Origin of the sequence: Planotetraspora thailandica, from assembly GCF_016863335.1 — a bacterium.
Lineage (GTDB): Bacteria > Actinomycetota > Actinomycetes > Streptosporangiales > Streptosporangiaceae > Planotetraspora > Planotetraspora thailandica.
In genome coordinates, this window is the sequence record NZ_BOOR01000054.1 from 78399 (window position 1) to 100885 (window position 22487).

18 protein-coding genes are annotated in these 22487 nt (G+C 70.9%); 5 read left to right on the forward strand and 13 right to left on the reverse strand.

Annotated elements, in window-relative coordinates; genetic code table 11:
* Window positions 1-28: 28 nt before the first annotated feature.
* On the reverse strand, window positions 29-1417 hold the full coding sequence (locus Pth03_RS29990; protein WP_203947779.1) for an MFS transporter: 1389 nt from the start codon (window positions 1415-1417) through the stop codon (window positions 29-31).
* A gap of 76 nt (window positions 1418-1493) precedes the next feature.
* Entirely contained in the window at window positions 1494-2732 is a 1239-nt protein-coding gene (locus Pth03_RS29995; protein ID WP_203947780.1) for an MFS transporter, read from the reverse strand.
* Window positions 2733-2847: 115 nt separating this feature from the next.
* Here Pth03_RS29995 and Pth03_RS30000 point away from each other — a divergent pair, with 115 nt between their 5' ends.
* Window positions 2848-3963 (forward strand): ROK family transcriptional regulator, encoded by a 1116-nt coding sequence (locus Pth03_RS30000; RefSeq protein WP_203947781.1) that lies wholly within the window; start codon window positions 2848-2850, stop codon window positions 3961-3963.
* Between the two features lie 11 nt (window positions 3964-3974).
* Here Pth03_RS30000 and Pth03_RS30005 read toward each other — a convergent pair whose 3' ends face one another.
* Window positions 3975-4409 carry a VOC family protein gene (locus Pth03_RS30005; RefSeq protein WP_203947782.1) on the reverse strand — a complete coding sequence of 145 codons (435 nt, stop codon included), beginning with the start codon at window positions 4407-4409 and terminating at the stop codon, window positions 3975-3977.
* Window positions 4410-4502: 93 nt separating this feature from the next.
* Between Pth03_RS30005 and Pth03_RS30010 the strand changes: the two genes are divergently transcribed.
* A complete protein-coding gene (locus Pth03_RS30010; protein WP_203947783.1) occupies window positions 4503-5435 on the forward strand; it encodes a helix-turn-helix transcriptional regulator in 933 nt (310 codons plus the stop codon).
* Here Pth03_RS30010 and Pth03_RS30015 read toward each other — a convergent pair.
* The 5 genes from Pth03_RS30015 to Pth03_RS30035 all read right to left on the reverse strand — a co-directional run bounded on the left by Pth03_RS30015 (window position 5423) and on the right by Pth03_RS30035 (window position 12652).
* The gene (locus Pth03_RS30015) at window positions 5423-7618 is read right to left on the reverse strand and encodes an NACHT domain-containing protein (protein WP_203947784.1); all 2196 of its coding nucleotides are present in this window, start codon (window positions 7616-7618) and stop codon (window positions 5423-5425) included. The genes Pth03_RS30010 and Pth03_RS30015 overlap by 13 nt on opposite strands.
* Before the next feature lie 130 nt (window positions 7619-7748).
* Window positions 7749-9449 (reverse strand): NlpC/P60 family protein, encoded by a 1701-nt coding sequence (locus Pth03_RS30020; RefSeq protein WP_203947785.1) that lies wholly within the window; start codon window positions 9447-9449, stop codon window positions 7749-7751.
* Between the two features lie 267 nt (window positions 9450-9716).
* On the reverse strand, window positions 9717-10652 hold the full coding sequence (locus Pth03_RS30025; protein ID WP_203947786.1) for an NBR1-Ig-like domain-containing protein: 936 nt from the start codon (window positions 10650-10652) through the stop codon (window positions 9717-9719).
* A 201-nt stretch (window positions 10653-10853) separates the two neighbouring features.
* On the reverse strand, window positions 10854-12113 hold the full coding sequence (locus Pth03_RS30030; protein ID WP_203947787.1) for an acetyl-CoA hydrolase/transferase family protein: 1260 nt from the start codon (window positions 12111-12113) through the stop codon (window positions 10854-10856).
* Window positions 12110-12652 carry a MaoC family dehydratase gene (locus Pth03_RS30035; RefSeq protein WP_203947788.1) on the reverse strand — a complete coding sequence of 181 codons (543 nt, stop codon included), beginning with the start codon at window positions 12650-12652 and terminating at the stop codon, window positions 12110-12112. Before Pth03_RS30035 ends, Pth03_RS30030 begins: the two co-directional genes overlap by 4 nt.
* A 311-nt stretch (window positions 12653-12963) precedes the next feature.
* On the opposite strand from Pth03_RS30035, the gene Pth03_RS30040 reads away from it, so the two are divergent.
* Together Pth03_RS30040 and Pth03_RS30045 are read left to right on the forward strand one after the other, a co-directional pair.
* Window positions 12964-13278, forward strand: coding sequence for a hypothetical protein (locus Pth03_RS30040; protein WP_203947789.1), 315 nt, complete (start codon window positions 12964-12966; stop codon window positions 13276-13278).
* A 181-nt stretch (window positions 13279-13459) separates the two neighbouring features.
* A complete protein-coding gene (locus Pth03_RS30045; protein WP_203947790.1) occupies window positions 13460-14218 on the forward strand; it encodes a trypsin-like serine protease in 759 nt (252 codons plus the stop codon).
* Between the two features lie 4 nt (window positions 14219-14222).
* Here Pth03_RS30045 and Pth03_RS30050 read toward each other — a convergent pair whose 3' ends face one another.
* On the reverse strand, window positions 14223-15959 hold the full coding sequence (locus tag Pth03_RS30050) for a CHAT domain-containing protein (RefSeq protein WP_203947791.1): 1737 nt from the start codon (window positions 15957-15959) through the stop codon (window positions 14223-14225).
* 2 nt (window positions 15960-15961) lie between these two features.
* Window positions 15962-16360, reverse strand: coding sequence for a hypothetical protein (locus Pth03_RS30055; RefSeq protein ID WP_203947792.1), 399 nt, complete (start codon window positions 16358-16360; stop codon window positions 15962-15964).
* Window positions 16361-16497: 137 nt separating this feature from the next.
* Here Pth03_RS30055 and valS point away from each other — a divergent pair, with 137 nt between their 5' ends.
* On the forward strand, window positions 16498-19035 hold the full coding sequence (gene valS, locus Pth03_RS30060; protein WP_239119469.1) for a valine--tRNA ligase: 2538 nt from the start codon (window positions 16498-16500) through the stop codon (window positions 19033-19035).
* Window positions 19036-19047: 12 nt separating this feature from the next.
* On the opposite strand, the gene lepB is transcribed toward valS, so the two are convergent.
* The 3 genes from lepB to Pth03_RS30075 all read right to left on the reverse strand — a co-directional run bounded on the left by lepB (window position 19048) and on the right by Pth03_RS30075 (window position 22390).
* A complete protein-coding gene (lepB, locus tag Pth03_RS30065) occupies window positions 19048-19923 on the reverse strand; it encodes a signal peptidase I (protein WP_203947793.1) in 876 nt (291 codons plus the stop codon).
* A gap of 180 nt (window positions 19924-20103) precedes the next feature.
* Window positions 20104-21639 carry an MFS transporter gene (locus Pth03_RS30070; RefSeq protein WP_203947794.1) on the reverse strand — a complete coding sequence of 512 codons (1536 nt, stop codon included), beginning with the start codon at window positions 21637-21639 and terminating at the stop codon, window positions 20104-20106.
* Between the two features lie 91 nt (window positions 21640-21730).
* Window positions 21731-22390, reverse strand: a complete 660-nt coding sequence (locus tag Pth03_RS30075; RefSeq protein WP_239119470.1) for a TetR/AcrR family transcriptional regulator — start codon at window positions 22388-22390, stop codon at window positions 21731-21733.
* Window positions 22391-22487 lie beyond the last annotated feature (97 nt).

A 22487-nucleotide genomic window follows, 5' to 3' on the forward strand; every position in this document is an offset into this window, starting at 1 on the left:
GTTGCCTGACAGTTCGTGCGGGGCCGGCTCACGGACGGGGGCGGGCGGCCTGCGCGGTGAGCGCCGCGGCCGGCGCCGCCGCCGCCAGTACGGCCAGAGCCGCCCGGGCCCCGGTGACGTCGGGGCCGTGGGCGAGGTAGAGGGCGAGGGTGACGACGGCGATGCCCAGCGCCGTGCCGACGCCTCGACTCATGTTGATCATGCCGCCCGCGGTCGCCGACATGCGCACCGGCACGGCGGCCATGACGGCCGCGTTGTTGGCGGGCACGAACACGCCGAGGCCGAGGCCGAGCACCGCGAGCATGACCACGAGCAGGCCGGGTGTCGCGGGCGCGACGATGAGCAGGGCCACCGCGGCGGCGCTGGTCAAAGAGCCCGCCAGGCTTCGCCTCCGGTTGCCCCACTGGCGCGGGAGCGTGTGGTCGGCGATGATCGCGGCCACCGCGAATCCGGCGGGCAGCGCGGTCAGCACAAGACCGGCGTGCAGTTCGCCCAACCCTGCGGCGACGAGCACCTGCGGCACGAGCACGAGCGGGCCGAACAGCACGAGATATCCGAACATCGCACCCGCGAGACCGGCCGCCACCGCGGGGTTGCGCGCCATGGCGGGATCGACCAGCGGGGAGGCGGCGCGCCGCTCCCGCCTCCAGAAGCCGATCGTGCTCACGGCGGCGAGCACGACGAGGGCGGCGATCGACCAGGACGGCATCGCGAGGCCCGCCGCGGCGGAAAGAGCCAGCATCAGCCCGGTCGTGGCGGTCGCGAGCAGGAGCAGGCCGGGCCAGTCGAACCCGCCGCCGCGGCTGTATTCGCGGGTTCTGGGCAGCAGGTAGCGCCCGGCCACGACGGCCGCCAGGCCGACCGGCACGTTGATCCAGAACACCCACCGCCATCCGGCCGAGGCCACCACGAGGCCGCCGACCGTGGGACCCAGGGCCAGGCCCACGGCCTGGGCGGCCGCCTGCACCCCGAGCGCGATGCGCATCCGCTCCCGGGGGACGCTGGTCACCACCAGCGCCACGCTGTTGGCCTGCAACATCGCCGCCCCGGCCGCCTGGGCCATGCGGCAGGCCACCAGCACCGGCAACGAGGGGGCGAAGCCGCAGGCCGCGGAGGCCGCCGTGAACACGCTGAACCCGCACAGGTAGACGAACTTGCGGCCCAGCGCGTCGGCCAGCCGCCCCGCCCCGACCAGCAGGGCGATGAGGACGAGCAGGTAGGCCAGGGCCACCCACTGCACCGCGGCCAGCGGGGCGGCGAACTCCCGCTGGAGCGAGGGGAAGATCAGCGTGACGATGCTCGCGTCCAGTTGTCCCATGAACGCGCCGATGCACACCGAGCCGACCGCGAACCAGGGCGCGTACCGATTCGACCGCACCCGGTCAGGCCGGGCCCGCTCTTTCAGCAGCCCCCACATCGCCTGAATTCCGGTGTCGGAAATCCTGAAATTCCAGATTATCCGTACCTCGGGTGTCAGCCGGGTCGGCCGCCGCTCAGCGGGCTCCCGCCGGCTCCGGTACGGCTTCCGCCGCCCGCCTGCGGGAGGCCTCCAGGGCGAAGCTGACGCTCGCAAGCGCGAACCCGATCAGGCCTAGGCCCACCCCGACCCAGCTGGGCGCGACGTAGCCGAACCCGCGCGCGATCACGATGCCGCCGAGGAGGGCGCCCAGGCTGTTGGCGATGTTCATGGCGGACTGGTTGACGGCCGCGCCCATCATCTGCGCGCCGGGCGCCACCGAGATCAGGCGCGACTGCATGGCCGGGCCGAGGAACAGGCCGGCCACCCCCACGAGGAAGGCCCCGGCGAACAGGCCGGCGTGCCAGCGGGAGACCAGCGCGAAGATCGCCATTGAGGCGATGAACGCCGGAAACCCGATCATGATGGCGAGGCGCAGGTTGCGGTCGGAGGCCCAGCCTCCGGCGGCGTTCCCGATCGTCATGCCGAGGCCGACGGCGACGAGCACCCACGGCACCGTCGAGGCGGAGAGCCCGGCGACGTGGGTGGTGACCGGGGCGATGTAGCTGTCGATCGCGAAGAAACCGCCGAAGCCGAGCGAGGCCGTGGCCGCGACCAGCCAGACCTGCGGCGCGCGGAAGGCGCGCAACTCGCTGCGGGCCGATCCGTTCGGATGGGCGGCGACGGCCGGCACGGTCGCGAGCACGGCCAGCAGGGTCACGACGAACACCGCGGCGATGGCGAGGTAGGCCACCCGCCACCCGGCGTCCTGGCCGAGCCGGGTGATCGCGGGCACGCCGACGACGTTGGCCACGGTGAGCCCGCCGAGGGCGACGGCGAAACCCTTGCCGTGGCTGCCCGGTCCCATGATCGATGCGGCGATGAGGCCTGCCGCGCCGAAATACGCGCCGTGCGGCAGGGCGGCGACGAACCGGGCGACCAGCACGAGACCGAACGTCGGCGCGAGAGCCGAGGCCAGCGTGCCGACGATGAAGATCGCCAGAAGGCCGAGGAGCATCGTCTTGCGCGGGACACGGGCGGTCAGCGCGGCGAGGATCGGCGCGCCGACGACGACGCCGAGGGCGTAGACGCTGATCATCCAGCCGGCGTGGGCTACCGCCTGCGACGTGGACTGCGTGTACATCTCCGGGAGCAGGCTGCGGGCGATGTCCGGCAGCAACCCCATCGCGACGAACTCCGTCAGGCCGATGGCGAAGCCCCCGAGGGCAAGGGCAAGGAGCGCAGACCGGCGTTGTGCCGGAGTGAGGGGGCTCATGAAAAACCTTCGTGATCGAATGAGCGCGGGATCCGCATGCAGGGGATGGGCTTCGGCGCTCGGGAACAGCTGCAGTTCAGCGTATAGCAACGCTGTTGCGTAATAAGGTGGCGGGGTGGACAAACCGGCCGACCTGGACTATCTGCGCGACTACAACGACGCGTCCGTGGTCGCGATCGCCCGCCGCATCGGGGTGTTCGACCGCGCGACGATCGCCTCCGAGACGGGCCTCACACCGCAGGCGGTCTCCAAAGTGATCGCCCGGCTCGTCACCGCGGGCCTGGTCGAGCCGGACGGCGTACGGCGGCAGGGCGTCGGCAAACCGACCAGCGTCTACCGGCTGGTCCCGGACAGCCGCTACGCGATCGGCGCCCACGTGGCCCGCCGTACGCTCCGGATGGTGCTGAGCGACCTGGCCGGGCAGGTGCTCCACACGATCCTCAGGCCGCTGCCCCTGGACTTCACCCCGCAGCACCTGCTCGACGAGGTCGCGGCGGGGGTCGACGCCCTGGCGGGGGAGTGCAGGTCCGGGCGGCTCGTCGGCGTCGGGATCGGCATGGTCGGGCCGCTCGACCACGCGCAGGGCGTCGTCCGCGACGCGCACCGGCTGCGGCACTGGCACGACGTGCCGCTGCGCGAGATGGCCGCCGAACGCCTCGGCCTGCCGGTCATGCTCGACAAGGACGTCGCGGCGGGAGTCGCCGGGGAGGCCTGGCTCGGGGGCAAGGAGTTTCACGACGCGGCACTGATCATGGTCGAGTCCGGCATCGGGGCGGGCCTGTGGCTGGGCGGCAGCGCATACCGGGGCGCGCACACGAACGCCGGCGAGTTCGGCCACATGGTGCTGCAGATCGACGGCCCGAGTTGCGTGTGCGGCAGGCGCGGCTGCCTGGAGATCCTGCACGACCAGGCGCTCGCCCGCGGCGAGGTCGAGACCGCCGCCCGCGTGCTCGCCGTCGGCGTGGTCAATCTCCTGCAGTCCCTCGACCTCGATCATGTCGTGCTGGCCGGCGCCGACCTGCTTCCGCACGCCGCCACCTACCTCGACGTGATACGGACGGCCGTCCGCACCGAGGTGCCCCGCGCCGATTGGCTGGCCGCCGAGGTCACCACGTCCAGGCTCGGCACCGACGTCATCGCCGCGGGGGCCGCGATGGAGATGCTCAACGAGCGGTACGGCCGGCCCACCGGCCCCCGATCGGCCGACCACGCCCCCGAGCCGGCCACCTGAGCTGAGGGGCTCTACGACCCCGCCTGGGTGGGTGCCGACGGCTGGTGAGCGGTCAGCGTCTCCAGGTAGTGCGCGTTGTACATGACGCCGAGGACGTTGCCGAACGGGTCGACGACGGAGGCCGTGACGAAACCCTCTCCGCGTACGGCGACCGGCTCGTGCTCCTCGGCCCCCATGGCCAGCAGCCTCTGGAACGCCCCCTGCACGTCGTCGACGTGCCAGTAGAGGATCGGCCCGGCGGCGGCTGCCGTACCGGGGGGTGCGAAGCGGCGGTCGATCAGGCCGAGTTCGTGCTGGTAGTCGCCGATGCGGAACTCGACGTACGCCGGCGGCCCCGACTCCGGCCGCTGGAAGTAGGGCGCGACGCCGAGGAGCTCGGCGTACCACTCGGTGGCCGCCGCCATGTCGTCGGCGAAGTAGTTCACGGTGGTCAATCCACGCAACATCGATGGGGCCTTCCTGCAAATCGAGGTGGACGGATTCCATCCTCCGCGTCAAAGTGCTCACCCATTGAGCACTTTGTTTGGCAGGTTGGATTCATGCGCGCCGACCGTCTTGTGGCCACCCTGCTGCTCATGCAGGCGAGGGGGCAGGTGACCGCCGCCGAACTGGCCCGCGAGCTGGAGGTGTCGGTCGCCACAGCCCGCCGCGACCTCGAAGCGCTGTCGGCGGCAGGCGTGCCCGTCTACCCGCAACCGGGGCGTGGCGGCGGCTGGTCGCTCCTCGGCGGGGCCAGAACCGACCTGACCGGGCTCACCGCCCCCGAGGCGCAGGCGTTGTTCCTGCTGGCGGGCCCGGCGGCGTCGGCCGCCCCGGAGGTCAGGTCGGCGCTGCGCAAGCTCGTGCGCGCCCTGCCCGGCACGTTCCGCGCCGACGCGGAAGCCGCGGCCGAGGCGGTCGTGATCGACCACGCCCGATGGGGCGAGCATGCGCAAAGCAGGCCGGAGCTGGTCGAGACGGTGCAGACCGCCGTCGTGCGGCGAAGGAAGGTCCGGTTCCTCTACAAGAACCGGGAACGGCTCGTCGACCCGCTGGGGCTGGTCGACAAGGACGCCGTCTGGTATCTCCTGGCCGACACGGAAGACGGACGGCGCACGTTCCGCGTCGATCGCATCACAGACGCGGTCGTGACCGACCTCGACGCCGAGCGGCCGGCGGGCTTCGACCTGGCGCAGGAGTGGGAGCGGGTCGTCGACGAGGTCGAACGGCGCCGCTCCGGTCTGTCGGCCACGGTGCTGATCGAGGCGAGGTTCCTGCCCGTCCTGCGTGACCGGCTCGGGCGCCACTGTGTCGTCGACGGAGCCGCAGACGACGGGCGCGTCCGCGTACGGGTGACCGCGCCGACGGCACTGATGATCGCCCAGCACCTCGCCGGCTGGGGCGCGCTCGTCGAGGTCGTGGGGCCGGAGAGCGTGCGCGCCGAGCTTCACCGGCTGGGCACGGAGCTCGTGCGGCGGAATCAGCCGCGGTAGAGCTGGGCGAGACGGTCCTGAAGCCTGGCGTGGCGGAACTGGTAGACCGGGCCCGCCTGCCGGAGCAGGCCCACACGGTGGGCGTCTTCGAGGAAGCTCATCAGCCGCCGCGGGACACGGCGCCGCAGCTGCAGCGCCGTCACGGCGACGAAATAGATCGAGCTGGCCCCGGTGAACCCGAAGGTCAGCGTGAAGACGACCCCGCCCGCGATCCCGAATGCGACACCTGCGGCGACGCCGCGCAGCAGCCCGGAGAACCCGGCCACGAGCGTGCCCGCGATGCCGAACGCCAGGCCCAGGGCCACCCCGAAGGCGAGGGACCGTCCGTACACGAGTTGCAGGTCGCGCTGGAGGGTGATGAGCGGGGCCTGTGGCCGGTCGGTGGTCAGCGGGGTGGTCACCCACCGGTTCAGCCCGAGGGTGAGACCGCCGACGGCGCCGACCAGCAGGCCGTACAGGACGAAGTCTCCGGCCTGCGAGCTGATGCCGGCGACGCTCCAGAGGGCGAACGCGGCGGCCATGCCGACGGGGAGCACGATGAGCAGCCCGAGCACGAGACGCCCGGCGAGGCTGCCGACCTGGCCGCGCAGCCGCAGGTTGGCGTAGGCGGGTTCCAGGGCGGCGCCTTTGACCCGCTCCACGATGAACCCGCCGGTGAGCCCGCCCACCAGGCCGCCGACAGGCCCGCCGGCGAGGCCGAACAGCAGCGCCTCCCACAGGCTGCCCTCGTGAGGGCTCCTGAAGGCCACGATGACGTCGCTGGTCAGGCCCACGGTCAGGCCCACGGTGAGGCCGACGGTCACTCCGCCGACCAGGGCGCTCCAGGGCCGCGACACCGCACGGTGCAGGTGCCACCACCGGAAGTCCCTGCTCCCGTCCTCCGACATGTGGTGGGCGAGGAATGCCAGCCACCGCCTGGCCTCGTCCGGTTTCCACACGCGGCGCGGCCGGAACGGATGGTCGTGGTCGTGCGGGTCTCCGGGGTCGTTCTCGGGCGGCGCGGCGGCGAACGCGGCCTGCACGAGGTTGTCCAGCAGGTGCTCGGTGACGGCCTCGGCGGTCGGGAAGCGTACGGCGTCGCACAGCTCGGAGGGGTCGGCGTGGGTCTCGATGTAGACCTTGCCCAGCAGCCACAGGGTCAGCGGCGTGGTCAGCGCCTCGGCGACCGGACCGCGGGGGTCGTCCTTGATGGCGGCGAGCAGCCCGGCCCAGGCGGGCGCCTGGCGGGGCGCGAGGCGCGCGCGGATGTAGGCGACGGCGTCGGAGCCCTTGACCGGCCGGGGTTCGATGACCGCGCCGCCGGAGAGCACGTCCCCGCCCTGGTGGACGGCGGCCTGGTATTCCAGGGTGCGGCAGGTGAGGATCACAGAGTCGATGCCGGCCGCCGCGTTCAGCGCGGTGATGACGCGGGGCCGCACCGGGCCGGGCAGCTCGTCCAGGCCGTCGAGCACGGGGAGGATGCGCCGGTGCGTGACAAGACCCCGCGCGCCGTCCGGCCCGAACTCGCCGGCCCGTAACGCGGGATAGTTCTCGTGCAGCCGCCTGCCCAGCCACCGGTGCACGGGCTCTGCCTCGGGGTCCCAGCCCGACATCGACAACAACACCGGCACCGGGTCGCCGGGCCGGGGATCCTCCAGCAGTTCGCGGAGCAGGAGCACGGCCAGCGTCGTCTTGCCCATGCCGGGCTCGCCCAGGATCACCAGGCGCCGCCGTACGAGCTTGCGGAAACGGCCGGCCAGCTCGGGCATGCGGTCGGTGCGACCGTCGAACCGCACACGGCCCAACCCGAACAGCGTGCGCAGCAGCCGCGGACGGTCGACCCGATCGTCCTGGTCCATCACGTCGAGGCCGGAGACCTTCCAGCGGACGGGCAGGGGAGACGGACCGTCGAGCTCACGGATGAGGATTTCCTCGCGCCACTGGGCGCGGACCAGGGCCCGCAGAGTGTGCTCGGCCCGGTCGACCTGCTCGGGTGAGCTCGTACGGCTCGGCTGCTGCTGCCGCCACGCGGTGATCAGGGTGGGGATGAGGGTGAAGACGCCGAGGGCGAGGCTGGCGAGCTGAGCCCAGTTGGCCGCCTTGTCGGAGTCCGACAGCTCGGCCAGGGCGTAGCTGATGACGACCAGGATCGCGACTCCGGCGATCGGGACGGCGACACGTCTGCGCCAGGGCCAGCCGCTCATTCACACATGGTGACAGCGCGCGCACGCGGCTTGGCCACCTTTGGCCGCATTAGGACACTTATCCCTCGCCGCGGAACCTGACGAAGGCCCTCGCGCCGGGGAAGACGCGAGGGCCCGTCAGTGGTGCTGCTTACGCGAGGCGGTAGGCGACCATGAAGGTGTCGGTCGGGAACGTCGTTTCCCGCAGAGGGATGATGGTCCGCGGAGCCTCGATGATCGTGATCGTGGAGCCGCTGACCTTCGAGACGATCACCGTGTGCGCGGGGCGGCCGCTCGAGTCGGGACGGCTGAGGATCAGGTCGCCCGGCTGCAGGTCGGAGACTCGGTGAATGGTGTAGGCGAAGATGGACGGCCGGTGGTCGTACATGTTGTACGTGGACACGTTGCCGATGTCGACGCCGGTGGCCTGGTAGAAGGCCCAGCGCATGAGACCCGAGCAGTCGAAGCCGATGCGCTTGTCCGCGGCGCACGCACCCGTCTCGTCGTAGCCGTTGATCCCGTCGCAGTAGCCGCGGGTCGGCCCGGGGTGGGCGCCGTGACCGCCGCCCCACGCGTACAGCGGGTGGTTGGTGATCTCGGCGCGGGCGGCCGCGATCGCCGCGTTGACCTTCTCCTGGTGCGTGGACGACGGCGGAGCCGGCGAACCGGGGTCCCAGCCGGAGGGGTCGCCGCCGGAGGGCGGAGGCGTGTTGTCGCACTTCGGCAGGCCGGAGACGAACCCGCTCGTGCCCGTCTTGACGTAGTAGTCGACGACCCAGAGACCGTCGGTGGTCTTGTCCCAGATGGCCGAGCCGCCGTAGGTGAACTCGCCGTACGCCTGGCAGGTGATGGTCACCGTGCTGCCCGACGGGTATTTGTCGGGGTACGCGTGGTTGCTGAGGCTCTTGGCCGTACGGCCGTCGAGGGTGGCCGTCACGACGTACGAGTGACCGCCGGTGGAGCCGCCGCCGGAGGTGCAGCGGGGCAGGGCGGGGGAGAAGCCGCTGTAGCCGGTCTTGACGTAGAAGTCGGGGAGCCACCAGCCGTCGGCGGTGAGGTCCCAGATCGTGCTGCCGTAGGCGGCGGGGCCGCTGTCCTGGCAGCTGATCTCGACGTACTGGCCCTCGAAGTACCGGTCCACGGAAGCGTGGTTGTTGACGTCCTTGACGCTGCGGCCGTCGAGGGTGGCCGTCACCGGGAACGAGTGCGGGCCGGTCGCGGGCGGGTCGACCTCGTCGCCGCTGCAGCGCGGAAGCTGCGGGGTCGGGCCGCTGTAGCCGGTCTTGACGTAGAAGTCGGGGACCCACAGGTTGTCGTCGGTGAGGTCCCACAGGTTGCTGCCGTACGCGTCGGGACCGGTCGTCTGGCAGAGGATCCAGACGACGCTGCCGCTCGGGTACTTGTCGACGTACGCGTGGTTGTTCACGTCACGCTCGGTGCGCCCGTCGAGGGTCGCCGAGACGGTGTACGGCCGGCCGGTGCCGCTGCCCGGCGCGCTGCCGTTGACGCAGCGGGGCACCTCGTCGGTGAAGCCCGAGTGCCCGGTCTTCACGTAGTAGTCGGTGACCCACAGGTTGTCGGACGTGCGGTCCCAGACGGTGCTGCCGTACGCGTCGGGCCCGCTGTCCTGGCAGATGACCGTGATCGTGCTGCCCGACGGGTACTTGTTCGGGTAGGCGTGGTTGTTCAGGTCCTTGGCCGTGCGCCCGTCCAGGGTCGCGGTGACCGTGTAGGAGTGCGGGCCGACCGCCGCCTCCGCCGTGCCGGGCGCGGCGAACAGCGCGATGAACAGCGCCGCGGCCCCGACCAGAGGCGCGCAGATTTTGCGCAGCCTTGATGGTCCAGACTTCACGAGAGTCCTTTCAGGAGGGTGGCGCCGGACGGGGGGAGACGCCCCGCGGTGCTTCCGGGCATGCGTCGCCGGCGCCTTGTGTGCCGCTTGCCGACCCGTGTGCGGATCAGGACGGATGGGACTCGTGAAACGCCCCCGAATTCACGACTGCCCGCCTCTCTGTGGTGACCCTGAACCGGCATGGGACGAGCCGGCAAGGAGCATCATGGGCGGCGATCTTCGTTGTCAGGTAGGGCGTCTGACAGGTTCTGACACGCTCTTACAGCGTCAGCCGGCCACGTTGACGACGAAGTAGATGGGGCGTGAGCCGGGGAGGTACGGCACTCCCGCGCCGTCGACCATCTTCCAGCCGACCCAGCAGGATCCGGGGGAGCCCGGCGCCATGACGGGCACGCTGATGCGCACGTGCGCTCCTGGTGCGGTGTCGGGGATGCGCACCTTGCCCGGTGTGGAGCACGTCCCGTTGTCGGCGGGCAGCGGCGCCCGCTCGAGGAACCGGTCTCGCCACGCGACGGTGCCCACGTTCGCGATCTCCCACGTCTTCGTGAAGCGTTCTCCCGGCTTCACGACCGTGCCGTCGGGGATGGTGACGTCGGCCACGAACACGCTCTGGTCCCCCGGGAACCGCGGCTCGGTCGGCGTCATGTCGGGGAGCTGGAGGGCCGGCTCGCCTTGAGCCTCCCGGGACGGCACCGGCTTCGCGCCGTGCGGCAGATTGACGTACGCGAACACCACGGCCGCCGCCAGCAACGCGCCGAGCGCCGCGGCGACGAAGACCACGCCGCGGCCGGTCCGCCGCGCCCTCCCCTGGGCGGGCGCGGGCACGAGGATCACGGCGGGCACGGAGACCGGGACCGGGACGGCCGGCATGACGGCTCCCTCGGCGTCCGGCTGCGCGGCTGTTTCGGGCGCCTCGGAGGTGGCGGGCGGTGGCGTCGGGGTCTCCGGGTCGCCGAACGCCTCGCTCCACCGCTTGCGCCACTCGGCGACGTCGCCTCCGCAGGCCTCGACGAAGGCCTCCGTCGTCGGCCAGCTCGGAAAGCGGGTGCCCTTGGCCGCCTCGTGCAGCGTCGCATGGCTGACGACCCGCGACCTGGCGGCCATCACCCGGAACGACGGGTTGCCCGCCTCGGCGCGGAGCTTGCGTAGCTGCTCGGAGAACCGTTCCTGACGATCCCGCCTGCTCGACGCCGATTCGGGCACCGACAACCTCCGCACCGACCGGGGGATGACTGTTTAGTTGACCGCCGGAGAACTTAGCCTGTGCCCCACAACGCGGCAAATCTAGGAGTTCGCCCGGGCGTCGCAGGCCGCGCGCGCGTCGCGGACCTGCTCGATGTGCTGCTCGGCTCACGGCTTGATGGCCGGCTGGAGGCCCTTACTGAGCTCGGTCAACTCGGTAGCTCAGTGCAACAGGCCGGCCTTCCTGGCGTCGTGGCGGAGGCGGTCGCGGTGGCGGGGGTGGGCGATCGCGATGAGCGCCTCGGCTCGCCGGGACAGGCTCCTGCCGCGCATCTCGGCCACGCCGTATTCGGTGACGATGTTGTCGACCGTGTTCTTGAGCGTGGTGACCACGCTGCCCGGGGTGAGCCGGACGTTGATACGCCCCACACCCGAACGGGTCGTCGAGTGCAGCACGAGGAAGCCCTGCCCGCCCGCGGAGTACTGCACGCCGCGGGCGAAGTCGGTCTGGCCGCCGGAGCCCGACCAGTAGCGGCCGGCGATGGTCTCGCTGGCCGCCTGGCCCATCAGGTCGACCTCGCTGGTGGCGTTGATGGACACGAAGTTCGGCTCGTTCGCGATGACCCGCGGGTCGTTCACCCATTCAGCCGGGATCATCTCGACCGAGACGTTGTGGTCGAGCCAGTCGAGCAGCCTGCGGGTGCCGACGCAGATCGTGGCGACGTGCTTGTTGCGCCGGGTGCGCTTGTGAACCCCCGTGACGACGCCCTTTTCCGCCAGGTCCGCGATTCCGTCGGACAGGGCCTCGGTGTGCACGCCCAGGTCGCGGTGGCCGGACAGTGCGGGCAGCAGCGCGTTGGGGATGCGGCCCACGCCGACCTGCAGGCAGGCGCCGTCGGGGATCCGGTCCGCGATGTGCCGGGCGATCGCCATGTCGCGCTCGTCGGGTGCGGCGCGGACGATCTCCGGCAGCGGCACCTCCGACCGGCACCACCCGGCGACCTGACCGAGGTGGATCTGATTCTCCCCGAAGGTGTACGGCATGTGCGGGTTGACCTCGACGAAGAACGGGATCCTGCCGATGAACGAGGCCGTGTAGTCGGCGCTGGTCCCCAGGCTGACATAGCCGTGCCGGTCGGGCGGGCTGACCATGGCGAGCGCGATGGTGCATTTCGTGGAGCTCCGCATGAGCGCGGCGGCCTCGCTGAAGTGCGCGGGGACCAGTTCGACCTGGCCGTCCCAGTAGGCCTGGCGCGAGCCGGGCCCGAGGAAGTAGTCGACGTGGCGCAGGCGGTCGCCGAACTCGCCTCGGATGTAGGCGCGCTCCTTGTAGGGGTCCATCCGGTGGATGCGGACGCCGTCGAGGCGGTCGGCGTTCGCCTCGAGGGCGTCCAGCAGGGCGACGGGCTCGCCGAGGCATACCGGGACGATCACGTCCGCCCCGGGCGGGATGTGGTCGAGCACGTCGCCGGGTTCGTTCATGTCCCGTCCACCGCGCGCAGGGAGCGCTCGTCCCAGACCGGCTGGACGGCCGTCACGTCAGGCCCATGGCCCCGGCGATAGATCATCATGGTCCGCTCGAAGACGATGACGATCTCGCCCCGCTGGTTGAAACCGGCGGTTCGCACGGTGACGATGCCCACGTTCGGCCGCGACCGCGACTCCCGGGCCGACAGGACCTCCGACTGCGAATAGATCGTGTCGCCCTCGAACACCGGATGCGGCAGCCGGACCCTGTCCCACCCGAGGTTGGCCATCACGTGCTGGGACACGTCGGTCACGCTCTGCCCGGTGACCAGCGCCAGCGTGAAGGTCGAGTCGACCAGTCGCCGCCCGAACTCGGTCTGCTCGGCGTAGTGCGCGTCGAAGTGGACCGGCATCGTGTTCTGGGTCAGCAGGGTCAACCAGACGTTGTCGGTGGCGGTCACCGTGCGCCCCAGCGGATGCCTGTAGACGTCGCCGACCGTGAAGTCCTCGAAATACCGGCCCGACCACGAGACCTGCCCGGATTCGGTCGTCATGTCTTCTCCCTCTGCGTAGGCGTTTCCCCGCAGAGGTCATCTATCAGCAGCGCCGCGTAAAAAGACCGCGGGGGTACGGCCCGCCCTCCCGGCGTGCGCCGGCCGGCCGATCTATGCGATCGGCATTGCGACGGCAATCGACCGCCCTCTCCGGCCGGCCGCGCGGGAAGCATCTCCTCACGTACTGGAGCGGAATCCGGTGGCAAGCCCCCAGTGTGGGTCAATTCGTCTGGACGGCGCTGGAGGCAGGTGCTGACGATGGATTAATCGCAATTCGCCGCGAGCGAATGCGAATCGGAGAGGAGATGCCTATGCATGGCAAGCGCCTTTCACTGTCGCTCGGCGCGGCGCTCCTGGCAGCCCTGACGCTCGGGTCCGCTCAGGTGGCGCAGGCGTCGTCCAACCAGCCCCTCACCAAGACGGTCGTCAGCGCACCGCAGGGCGAGAGCAACGCCCGCGTCGCCACCAGCCCCCCCGGTCCTGACGACAGGCACCGCAGGCACCACCGGGAGAGGCACCACCGGCACGAGAGGCACCACCGGTTCCACCACGAGCGGCGTCACCACCGGTTCCACCACGAGGGGCGTCACCACCGCCACGGCAGGCATCACGAGCGAATGCACTGAGAACCGGCCCGCGCACCCCCCTTCTCGGTGACGGCGGGAAACGAGGGGCCCCGTGCCGACGGCACGGGGCCTTTTGATGTCCGCGAAACCTGACAGCTGGGGCGTAGATCTTTCTTTCCACCTATGTCAGGATATGCCCATGGGCGGTTACAGTCTCTGAATGCGTTTTGTCCCCTTTGTCATGATTATCGCAGCGGTGGTCGCCGGCCTGACCACGCCCGCATGGGCGATCACCAATGGGTCCGTGGACGGCGCCGGCCACCCTGAGGTGGGCGCCCTTCTCGCGTCCGAGGTGCACGACGACGGCACCTGGGCCGAATGCACCGGCACCCTCATCTCGCCGACCGTCTTCCTCACCGCCGCCCACTGTGGGAGCAAGCGGCAGACGACCGCCCGGATCACCTTCTCCGCCCACTACAAGTCGGGGGATGCGGTCTACACCGGGCGCTACGTGCCGGACCCCCGGTTCAAGACCAAGGAAGACCTGCACGACATGGCCGTCGTCGTCTTCGACAAGCCCATCCAGGGAATCGTCCCCGCGAAGCTGCCCACCGAGGGCCTTCTCGACCAGATGAAGGTCAACGGCGGCCTGGAGGCCGGCCGGTTCACCCCCGTCGGGTACGGCTCGCTCAACCCGAAGCTGCACCGGCACGGCAAGCCGACGTTCATCTACGACGACACGCGCCACGTCACGTCGATCTCCTTCAACAAGCTCAGCCGCTACTGGCTGGACCTGTCGCTGGACACCGCCAAGGCCGACGGCAGCACCTGCTTCGGCGACTCGGGCGGCCCCAACTTCCTGGGCGGCACCGATTCGCACCTGCTGGTGGCCACCACGATCAGCGGCGACGACGACGCCTGCAAGTCGACCAACTTCGACTACCGGCTGGACACGGCCTCGGCCCGCGAGTTCCTCGGCAAGTTCGTCACCCTGCCCTAGCCGCTCAGGCGGCCCCCATGTGCGAGAAGGGACCCCACACGGACGGGGAGACGCCGTCACGGTGGAGCGCGCCGATCTCCCGGCCGAGGGCGACGTTGGACGGCTCGCCTCCGAGACGCCCAGCGAGCCGCCCGGTGATCCGCTCGTGCAGGCCGCGCATGAGGCGCACCAGGTCAGGGCTGTCCGGCACGGGCCACAGGGCGCCGATCACCGACCGCGCACCCGAGGCGAGCAGCACCGCCGGGAACCCGAGCTGCTCGCCGGGGTGCCGGTCGCCGATCCCGCCGACGTCGCACGCCGACAACACAGCCAGCGGGGCCGAGGCGAAACGCCTGGTCCAGACGTCGCGCAGCGACAGGCCCGGCCCGAGCACGAGCGTGGACGCGAGCGGCCTGGAGTGGTCGATCACGCCGTGGCAGGCCAGGTGAAGGGTGCCGGCCGACAACAACCGGTCCAGCAGCTCGGGGAACGGGGGAGCGCCGTCCTCGCCGAGCACGACGGGCGGCACGCGGTACACGTCGGCGACCTCCGCGACCTCGTGATGCACTTGCGTGAGCGGGCGGTGGGGCCCGGCCATGGAGGGGTCACCGGCGACCAGCGCCTCGGCTTGCCCGGCCGCCTGACCGGCGGGGATGCTGCTCGCCAGCAGCAGCCCGCGCGCCGACGGGACGACGGTCAGGTCGATCGTCGCGCACACCGGCGTTTCCGACGTGATCGCGGTGAACAGCGGGAGCAGCGCGGTCTCACCGACCGGCACCACCGCGACCGGCTCGGCCGCCAGCTCCGGCCAGCGCTCCAGCACCGGGCCCCACACGGCCGCGCCGACCCGCGTGAGCACCTCGTGCAGCCGGGCGGCGCGTGACGTCCTGCCGCGCGGCGCCGTACGGATGCCGTCGAGGGCCTTCTCCACCTCCTCGAACCCGAGCCCGGGCAGTTCCAGGCTCTCCGCGGATCCGTCGAGGCGGGTGCCGACCTTGATGACGGCCCCCGCCCTGGGACCGGCGATCACGTAGAGCAGCGTGCGTCCGGAGACGGCCGCGGCCTGGAATGCGTATGTCCCGGGATGCTCCAGGTGATAGCTGCCGCCGGAGGCCGCCGCCGACCTGATCTTCCGGAGGTCGTCGGCGAGCATCGAGGTGACCCTGGCCGCAAGGGTGCCGTCGGGCACGGTCGCCGACTCGGGGGCCGGAAGGGGCTCGCCGCGTACCTCCTCGATGAGATGGCGCTGGGCCGCGAGGGCGTCGCGGAGGGCCGCCTGGCCGTCCGCGGTCGCCGCGAGCCGCTCCACCGCGCGCTCCAGCATCTGGTCGCCGACGCGGCAGGAGGTGATCGTCTCGATCATCATCACCCCCATCTGGGCCCAGCCCGCCCGGTGGGCCGAATAGGCCACCACGTCAGCCATCCGGTAGAGCACCCCGGGCGGAATCAGCCGGTCGTCGACCTCGGGCCCGGCCTCCCGGATCGCCAGCGCGCCCACCCCGGCGCCCAGTCCGAATCCCACGATGGCGGTCCTGCGCCAGTCGTTCGCCCCGAGCTCGCAGGCGATCGACAACCGGGCCACGTCGATGAGCGGCCGGGGATCGCCCCCCGCGGCCACGGTCTGAAACAGCCGCTCGGTCAGTTCGAAGCTCTCGTCGCGAACGTGCTCGAACAGGGTCATGTCGCTGCTTCTGACGGCCTGGCCGTACAGCGTGGCCAGCCTGGCCACCTGCTTGGCCGCGCGCCTGGTCCCGCCGAACACGGCTACCTGTCCTCGGTGTCGAAGTCCTCGGTGTCGAAGGCGGCCGAGATCGCCGCCTCGATGGCGCCGAGATCGGGCTGCGGTCCGCCCTCCCGCTCGAACTCCAGACGCAGCCTGGTCTCCGCCTCACCCCGGCGCACCACCACGTCGACCTTCACCGCCGTGCCCTCGGCCTTCGCGCGCCGGGACACGGCGTCGGCCAGTCGCCCGACGAACCGGGTGACCGAGCTTCTGATCATCACGAACGTCACGATGGAGGCGCCGAGGTTGATTCCGTCGACGACCACGCCCGCCACCCCGGCCGGGCCGGTGTCCCTGAGATCCTCGACCTCCTCGACGCCTTCGCCCTCGAGATACGGCGCGAGCTCTTCGGGGACCTCGACGAGCAACTCTTCCGCCATGAGCCCGGCCCTTCGATTTGGGGGATGTACCGCGCCATTGTCGCCACTTCGCCCCGGAAGAGACGCTGATTGCGGGAAAAGCACCGCTGCCGTCCGCCGGCCCGTCCGCGCAGCGGAGAGGCTCTATCGTTTTACGCATGACCGAACAGTTGAAGCGCCCAGCCGCCATGCCCGAGAAACCCTCTCTCGACGGCCTGGAGGCGGTATGGGTAGCCCGCTGGGAGGCTCAGGGAACCTATCGATTCGACCGGACGAAGACGCGCGAGCGGATCTACTCCATCGACACCCCGCCCCCCACAGTCTCCGGCTCGCTGCACGTCGGGCACGTGTTCTCCTACACGCACACCGACGTCATGGCCCGCTACCAGCGGATGAACGGCAAGTCGGTCTTCTACCCGATCGGCTGGGACGACAACGGCCTGCCCACCGAGCGGCGCGTACAGAACGTCTACGGCGTGCGCTGCGATCCGTCCCTGCCGTACGACCCCGATTTCGTGCCGCCGGACAAGCCCGGCAAGCGCGAGGTGTCGATCTCGCGGCGTAACTTCGTGGAGCTGTGCCACAAGCTCACCGCCGTCGACGAGCAGGCCTTCGAGGACGTCTGGCGCCGGGTGGGGCTGTCCGCGGACTGGTCGCTGCTCTACACGACGATCAGCGACCGTGCGCAGGCCGTCTCTCAGCGCGCTTTCCTGCGCAACCTCGCCCGCGGCGAGGCCTATCTGTCCGAGGCCCCCACGTTGTGGGACGTCACCTACCGTACGGCCGTCGCCCAGGCCGAGCTGGAAGACCGGGAATGGCCGGGGGCCTTCCACCGGATCTCCTTCCACGGGGACGGCGGGCCAGTCTGGATCGAGACCACCAGGCCCGAGCTGATTCCGGCGTGCGTGGCGCTGGTCGCCCACCCCGACGACGAGCGGTACCGGTCGCTGGTCGGCACGACCGTGCGGACTCCGGTGTTCGGCGTGGAGGTTCCCGTCCTCGCCCATCACCTGGCCGAGCGGGAGAAGGGCTCCGGCATCGCGATGATCTGCACGTTCGGCGACGTCACCGACGTGACCTGGTGGAGGGAGCTGCAACTGCCGACCCGCCCGGTCATCGGCTGGGACGGGCGGCTGCTCCCCGAGCCGCCGGAGGGCGTGGCGGCCGAGCCGTACAAGGAACTGGCCGGAAAGACCGTGCACAGCGCGCGCGAGCGGATCGTCGAGATGCTGCGCGAGTCGGGCGATCTGGACGGTGACCCCCGCCCGGTCGTGCGGCCGGTCAAGTTCTACGAGCGGGGCGACAAACCCCTGGAGATCGTGACCACCCGGCAGTGGTACATCCGCAACGGCGGCCGTGACGCCGAGGTCAGGCGCCGCATGCTGGAGCGCGGGCGCGAGCTGTCGTGGCACCCCCACCACATGCGGGTGCGCTACGAGAACTGGGTCGAGGGACTCACGGGCGACTGGCTGATCTCCCGGCAGCGGTTCTTCGGCGTGCCGTTCCCCGTGTGGTACCGGCTGGACGCGCTCGGGCAGCCGATGTACGGCGAGCCGCTGCTGCCGCCGGAGGACGCGCTGCCCGTGGATCCCAGCTCGGACGTGCCGCCCGGCTACACCGAGGACCAGCGCGGCGTGCCGGGCGGGTTCATGGCCGACCCCGACGTGATGGACACGTGGGCGACCTCGTCGCTGACCCCGCAGATCGCGGGCCGCTGGGAGACCGACGACGACCTGTTCCGGCGGGTCTTCCCCGCCGACCTGCGCCCCCAGTCACACGAGATCATCCGCACCTGGCTCTTCGCGACGGTGGTCAGATCGGATCTGGAGTTCGGCGCCGTGCCGTGGAAGGACGTCGCGATCTCCGGGTGGATCCTCGACCCCGACCGCAAGAAGATGTCCAAGTCCAAGGGCAACGTGGTCACCCCGATCGACCTGCTGGAGCAGCACGGCTCCGACGCGGTGCGCTACTGGGCGGCGAGCGGCCGTTACGGCGTGGACACCGCGTTCGACGCCGGCCAGCTCAAGATCGGCCGTCGCCTGGCGATCAAGATCCTGAACGCGTCGCGGTTCGTGCTCGGGCTGGGCGGCGACGGCGGGCAGGTCACCGAGCCGGTCGACCTGGCCATGCTGGCGGCCCTGGCCGGGGTGATCCGCGAGGCGACGCAGGCGTTCGAGGCCTACGACCACACCCGGGCGGTCGAGGTGACCGAACGGTTCTTCTGGACGTTCTGCGACGACTACCTCGAACTCGTCAAGGCCCGGGCGTACGGGTCGGACGCCGCCGCCGAGTCGGCGCACGCCGCCCTGCGGCAGGCGCTCGACGTGCTGCTGCGGCTGTTCGCGCCGTTCATGCCGTTCGTCACCGAAGAGGTGTGGTCGTGGTGGCGTGAGGGCTCGGTGCATCTCGCGCCGTGGCCGGCCACGGCGGACGGCACGGCGGACGGCACGGTGGACGGCGTGGCCGGCGACCCGGCCGTCCTCGCGGCGGCGGCCGAGGTGCTCGGGCGGGTCCGCAAGGCCAAGTCGGAGGCGAAGGTCTCGATGCGCGCGGAGGTTGCCGGGGTGACCGTGGCAGGGCGGGGCGTCGGCCTGGTCCGCTCGGCCTTGGACGACCTGCGCGCCGCCGGCAACATCGCCGAGTTCACGCTTGCCGAGGGCGATCACGACCTGACGGTCGAGGTCGCCCTCGGCTGAGGGCCGTTCCGCTCAGCCGCTCGTGCGCGCCCGGTCCCGCCGGGCCGCACGGCGGCGCCGCCACACCATCACGGGGACGGCGCCGACGACGCCCGCCGCCATCGGGGCGCCCGCCACCGCGGCCTGCAGCGCCGGCTGGGCGAAGGTGTCGGGGATCGGGAGGATCTTGGCGCGGTCGAACGGCCAGATGATGACGAAGGCGCGCCCGACGACCTTGTCCATCGGGATCGTGCCGCCGCCCGGGTCGCCCGTGTGGAGGCGCGAGTCCCAGGACAGCGAACGGTGGTCGCCCATGACCCAGAGCCGGTCGTTCGGCACGGTCACCTCGAACTGCTGGGCGGACGGCACGTCGCCCGGATAGAGGTAGGGCTCGTCGAGCGGCACGCCGTTGACGCTCACCCGGCCCTTGGCGTCGCAGCACTTGACCGTGTCGCCCGGCACGCCGATGACGCGCTTGATGTAGTCCTTCTCACCGGGCACCAGGCCGAACACCGTGCCGACCCAGTGGAAGGCCTTGGCGATCGGGTTGGAGGGCTCCTCGTACGGAACCTCCGGGTCCCAGGAGTCCACGCCGGAGAACACGACGATGTCGCCGCGCTCGATGTCGCGTGTGTGGTAGACGAGCTTGTTCACCAGGACCCGGTCGTTGACGAGGAGGGTGTTCTCCATCGACTCCGACGGGATGTAGAAGGCCTGGACGACGAAAGACTTGATCAGCAAGGCTAGGCCGAGGGCGATGACGACGAGGACCACGAACTCCCGCAAGAAGGAGCCCTTCTTGCGTGCGTGCTTTTCATCGTTCTGCTGCGTGTCTTCCGTGACCACGTCCACCTCGTCCCCCAAGGGCGGGTGCACCCCGGCACCGTCGCCCTGATCTTGGCCAGTCATCGCCGTGAGCTTAGACGATGTCAGAACCCCCAGTATGGCCCCAGGGCGGGCCGCTGGAGGCTTCGCCGCCCCCGTCGCGTGGCGCGGGCAGGTGGACGGCGCAGACGGCCACGTCAAAGGGGGCCCGGCAGAAGCCGGGCCCCCCAAGTCGCGCCGTAAACAGTCAGCGGATCGGCGCCGTCAGTGCGCCATCACCGGGACCGCGGGGGAGTCCTCCCCGTCGCCGGAAGTGGAGACCACGCGACCCCCCTGAGCGCGTGCGTTGACGAGGACACCCGCGATCAACGCGGACACCACGAGGATGCCGACCGCCCACCAGATCGCCGTGGCGTAACCGTGCACGGCCACCTGGTTGACGAAGCCCGCCTTGCCGAGGGTGGCGGCCTCGGCCAGGTGCGCCTTCTGCCAGGCCGTGGCGGCGCTGGCGGCGATCGTGTTGAGGAGGGCGGTGCCGATGGCGCCGCCGACCTGCTGCGAGGTGTTGACCATCGCGGAGGCGACACCGGCGTCGCGCGGCTCCACGCCGAAGGTCGCCAGGCTCATCGCCGGCATGAACGCGGTGCCCATGCCGAGGCCGAGCAGGATCTCGGCGGGCAGAACCAGGCCGGCGTAGGAGCTGTCGACCTTCAGTTGGGTGAGGAGCAGCATGCCGGCCGCGGCGACCACGAAGCCCGGCGTCATCAGCACGCGGGGCGCCACACGCGTCATGAGACGCGCGCCGATCTGCGTCGAGCCGATGATCATGCCGACGACCATCGGCAGGAAGGCGAAGCCCGACTGCAGCGGCGTGTAGCCCCTGACGACCTGCAGGTAGTAGGTGAGAAAGAGGAACAGGCCGAACATGGCGATGATGGCCAGGCCCAGCGATGCGTAGACGCCGCCGCGGTTGCGGTCGGTGACCACGCGCAACGGCAGCAGCGGGCTGCGGACCTTGCTCTCGACCAGGATGAACGCGACGAGCAGCACCACGGCCGCGGCGAACAGGCCGATGGTGGCGCCCGCGGTCCAGCCGTCGGACTCGGCGCGGGTGAAGCCGTAGACGAGCGACACCAGTCCGAGGGTGGCCAGGACGACGCCCGGGATGTCCAGGCCGCTGCCGTTGCGGGCCCCGGCGGGCTCGCGGATGACGAAGACGGCTCCCGCCACGGCGATCGCCGCGAAGGGGATGTTGACGAAGAACGTCCAGCGCCAGTCGAGGACCTGGGTGAGGAAACCGCCGAGGATCAGGCCGACGGCGCTGCCGCCACCGGCGATCGCGCCGTAGATGCCGAAGGCCTTGGCGCGCTCCCTGGCCTCGGTGAAGGTCACCGTGAGCAGCGAGAGCGCGGCGGGCGCCAGCAGGGCGCCGAACGCTCCCTGCAGGGCGCGGGCGCCGAGCAGCATCGTCTCGTTGACGGCCGCCCCGCCGATGGCGGAGGCGGCGGCGAACCCGATGAGGCCGATGGTGAACGCCCGCTTACGGCCCCACAGGTCGGCGATGCGGCCGCCGAACAGGAGAAGGCCGCCGAAGGCCAGGGCGTAGGCGGTGATGACCCACTGGCGGTTGGCGTCGGAGATGTGGAGGTCGGTCTGGGCGGAAGGCAAGGCGATGTTCACGATGGTCGCGTCGAGCACGACCATCAGCTGAGCGAGGGCGATGAAAAACAGGGCTCTCCAGCGGCGGGGGTCCGGCTGGACCTCCTGCTGGACGTGCCGGCCCGGGGCCGTTTCAGGCATGAATCGACTCACTATCGGTGTGGAGAAAAAAACTGCAGGTGAAAGAGAGCTGTCGGGCTGCCCGCGCGGTGAGCGCGGGCGGCCGGAATTTCTACATGGTCGTGCCCTGCGGATTTGGTCGGAGGTCGGCGAACGTGGCGCCTGCTCCCGGGAGAGCGGAGCGAGCGGGGGCACGCAGTCCGTCGAGGAACAGCTGGAGATGGCGGTCGAAGAACCTTTCCAGACCCAGGCACGCCGTGCCGGGCAACGGCCGGGTGAGCTGGGGGAGCGCGATGAGGATGTCGCCGGGAACCACATCCGGGCGCAGCAGCCCTGACGCCCGTCCCTGGTCCATGATGCGCTCCAGAGCTCTTTCGACCCTGATCCGCTGGTCGGAAAGCTCGACGGCGAGTGGCCTGCACCCCTCGTCCAGGGTGGAGCACAGGGCTCCGATGTGCTCGTGCGCCGCCCCGTGCACGAAGCGCCGCAGCGCCTCGAACGCGTCCGGCGAATCGTCCAGCACGGATTCGGCCAGCGCCACGACCCTGTTCATGACCTCCAGGGTCACCTGGCGGATCAACTCGGTGCGATCCGCGAAGTGCCGGTATACGGTGGCGTTGCCGACCCCGGCCCTGCGCGCGATCTCGTCGAAGGTCACCTCGGGTCCGTGCTCCACGAACGCCTCACGCGCGGCGGCCACGATGCGCTCCCTGTTGCGTGACGCATCCGCCCGCATCCGGGTCACGCGGCTCCGCTCGGCGGTCGTGCTCACGGTGACGCTCCCTTCGGTCGACAGCTACGGCCGGCTTCGGCGCCGGCCGGTCAGAACCGGGGAAGATCTCCCCACTTCCTTGACGTAATGAGCAACA

Excerpts from the sequence above, each read along its gene's own strand:
- Pth03_RS29990 (WP_203947779.1), bottom strand. The coding sequence starts at position 1,417 with ATGTGGGGGCTGCTGAAAGAGCGGGCCCGGCCTGACCGGGTGCGGTCG.
- Pth03_RS29995 (WP_203947780.1), bottom strand. The coding sequence starts at position 2,732 with ATGAGCCCCCTCACTCCGGCACAACGCCGGTCTGCGCTCCTTGCCCTT.
- Pth03_RS30040 (WP_203947789.1), top strand. The coding sequence starts at position 12,964 with ATGCATGGCAAGCGCCTTTCACTGTCGCTCGGCGCGGCGCTCCTGGCA.
- Pth03_RS30045 (WP_203947790.1), top strand. The coding sequence starts at position 13,460 with ATGATTATCGCAGCGGTGGTCGCCGGCCTGACCACGCCCGCATGGGCG.
- Pth03_RS30035 (WP_203947788.1), bottom strand. The coding sequence starts at position 12,652 with ATGACGACCGAATCCGGGCAGGTCTCGTGGTCGGGCCGGTATTTCGAG.
- lepB (WP_203947793.1), bottom strand. The coding sequence starts at position 19,923 with ATGACTGGCCAAGATCAGGGCGACGGTGCCGGGGTGCACCCGCCCTTG.
- Pth03_RS30010 (WP_203947783.1), top strand. The coding sequence starts at position 4,503 with ATGCGCGCCGACCGTCTTGTGGCCACCCTGCTGCTCATGCAGGCGAGG.
- Pth03_RS30030 (WP_203947787.1), bottom strand. The coding sequence starts at position 12,113 with ATGAACGAACCCGGCGACGTGCTCGACCACATCCCGCCCGGGGCGGAC.
- Pth03_RS30070 (WP_203947794.1), bottom strand. The coding sequence starts at position 21,639 with ATGCCTGAAACGGCCCCGGGCCGGCACGTCCAGCAGGAGGTCCAGCCG.
- Pth03_RS30055 (WP_203947792.1), bottom strand. The coding sequence starts at position 16,360 with ATGGCGGAAGAGTTGCTCGTCGAGGTCCCCGAAGAGCTCGCGCCGTAT.
- Pth03_RS30005 (WP_203947782.1), bottom strand. The coding sequence starts at position 4,409 with ATGTTGCGTGGATTGACCACCGTGAACTACTTCGCCGACGACATGGCG.
- Pth03_RS30015 (WP_203947784.1), bottom strand. The coding sequence starts at position 7,618 with ATGAGCGGCTGGCCCTGGCGCAGACGTGTCGCCGTCCCGATCGCCGGA.
- valS (WP_239119469.1), top strand. The coding sequence starts at position 16,498 with ATGACCGAACAGTTGAAGCGCCCAGCCGCCATGCCCGAGAAACCCTCT.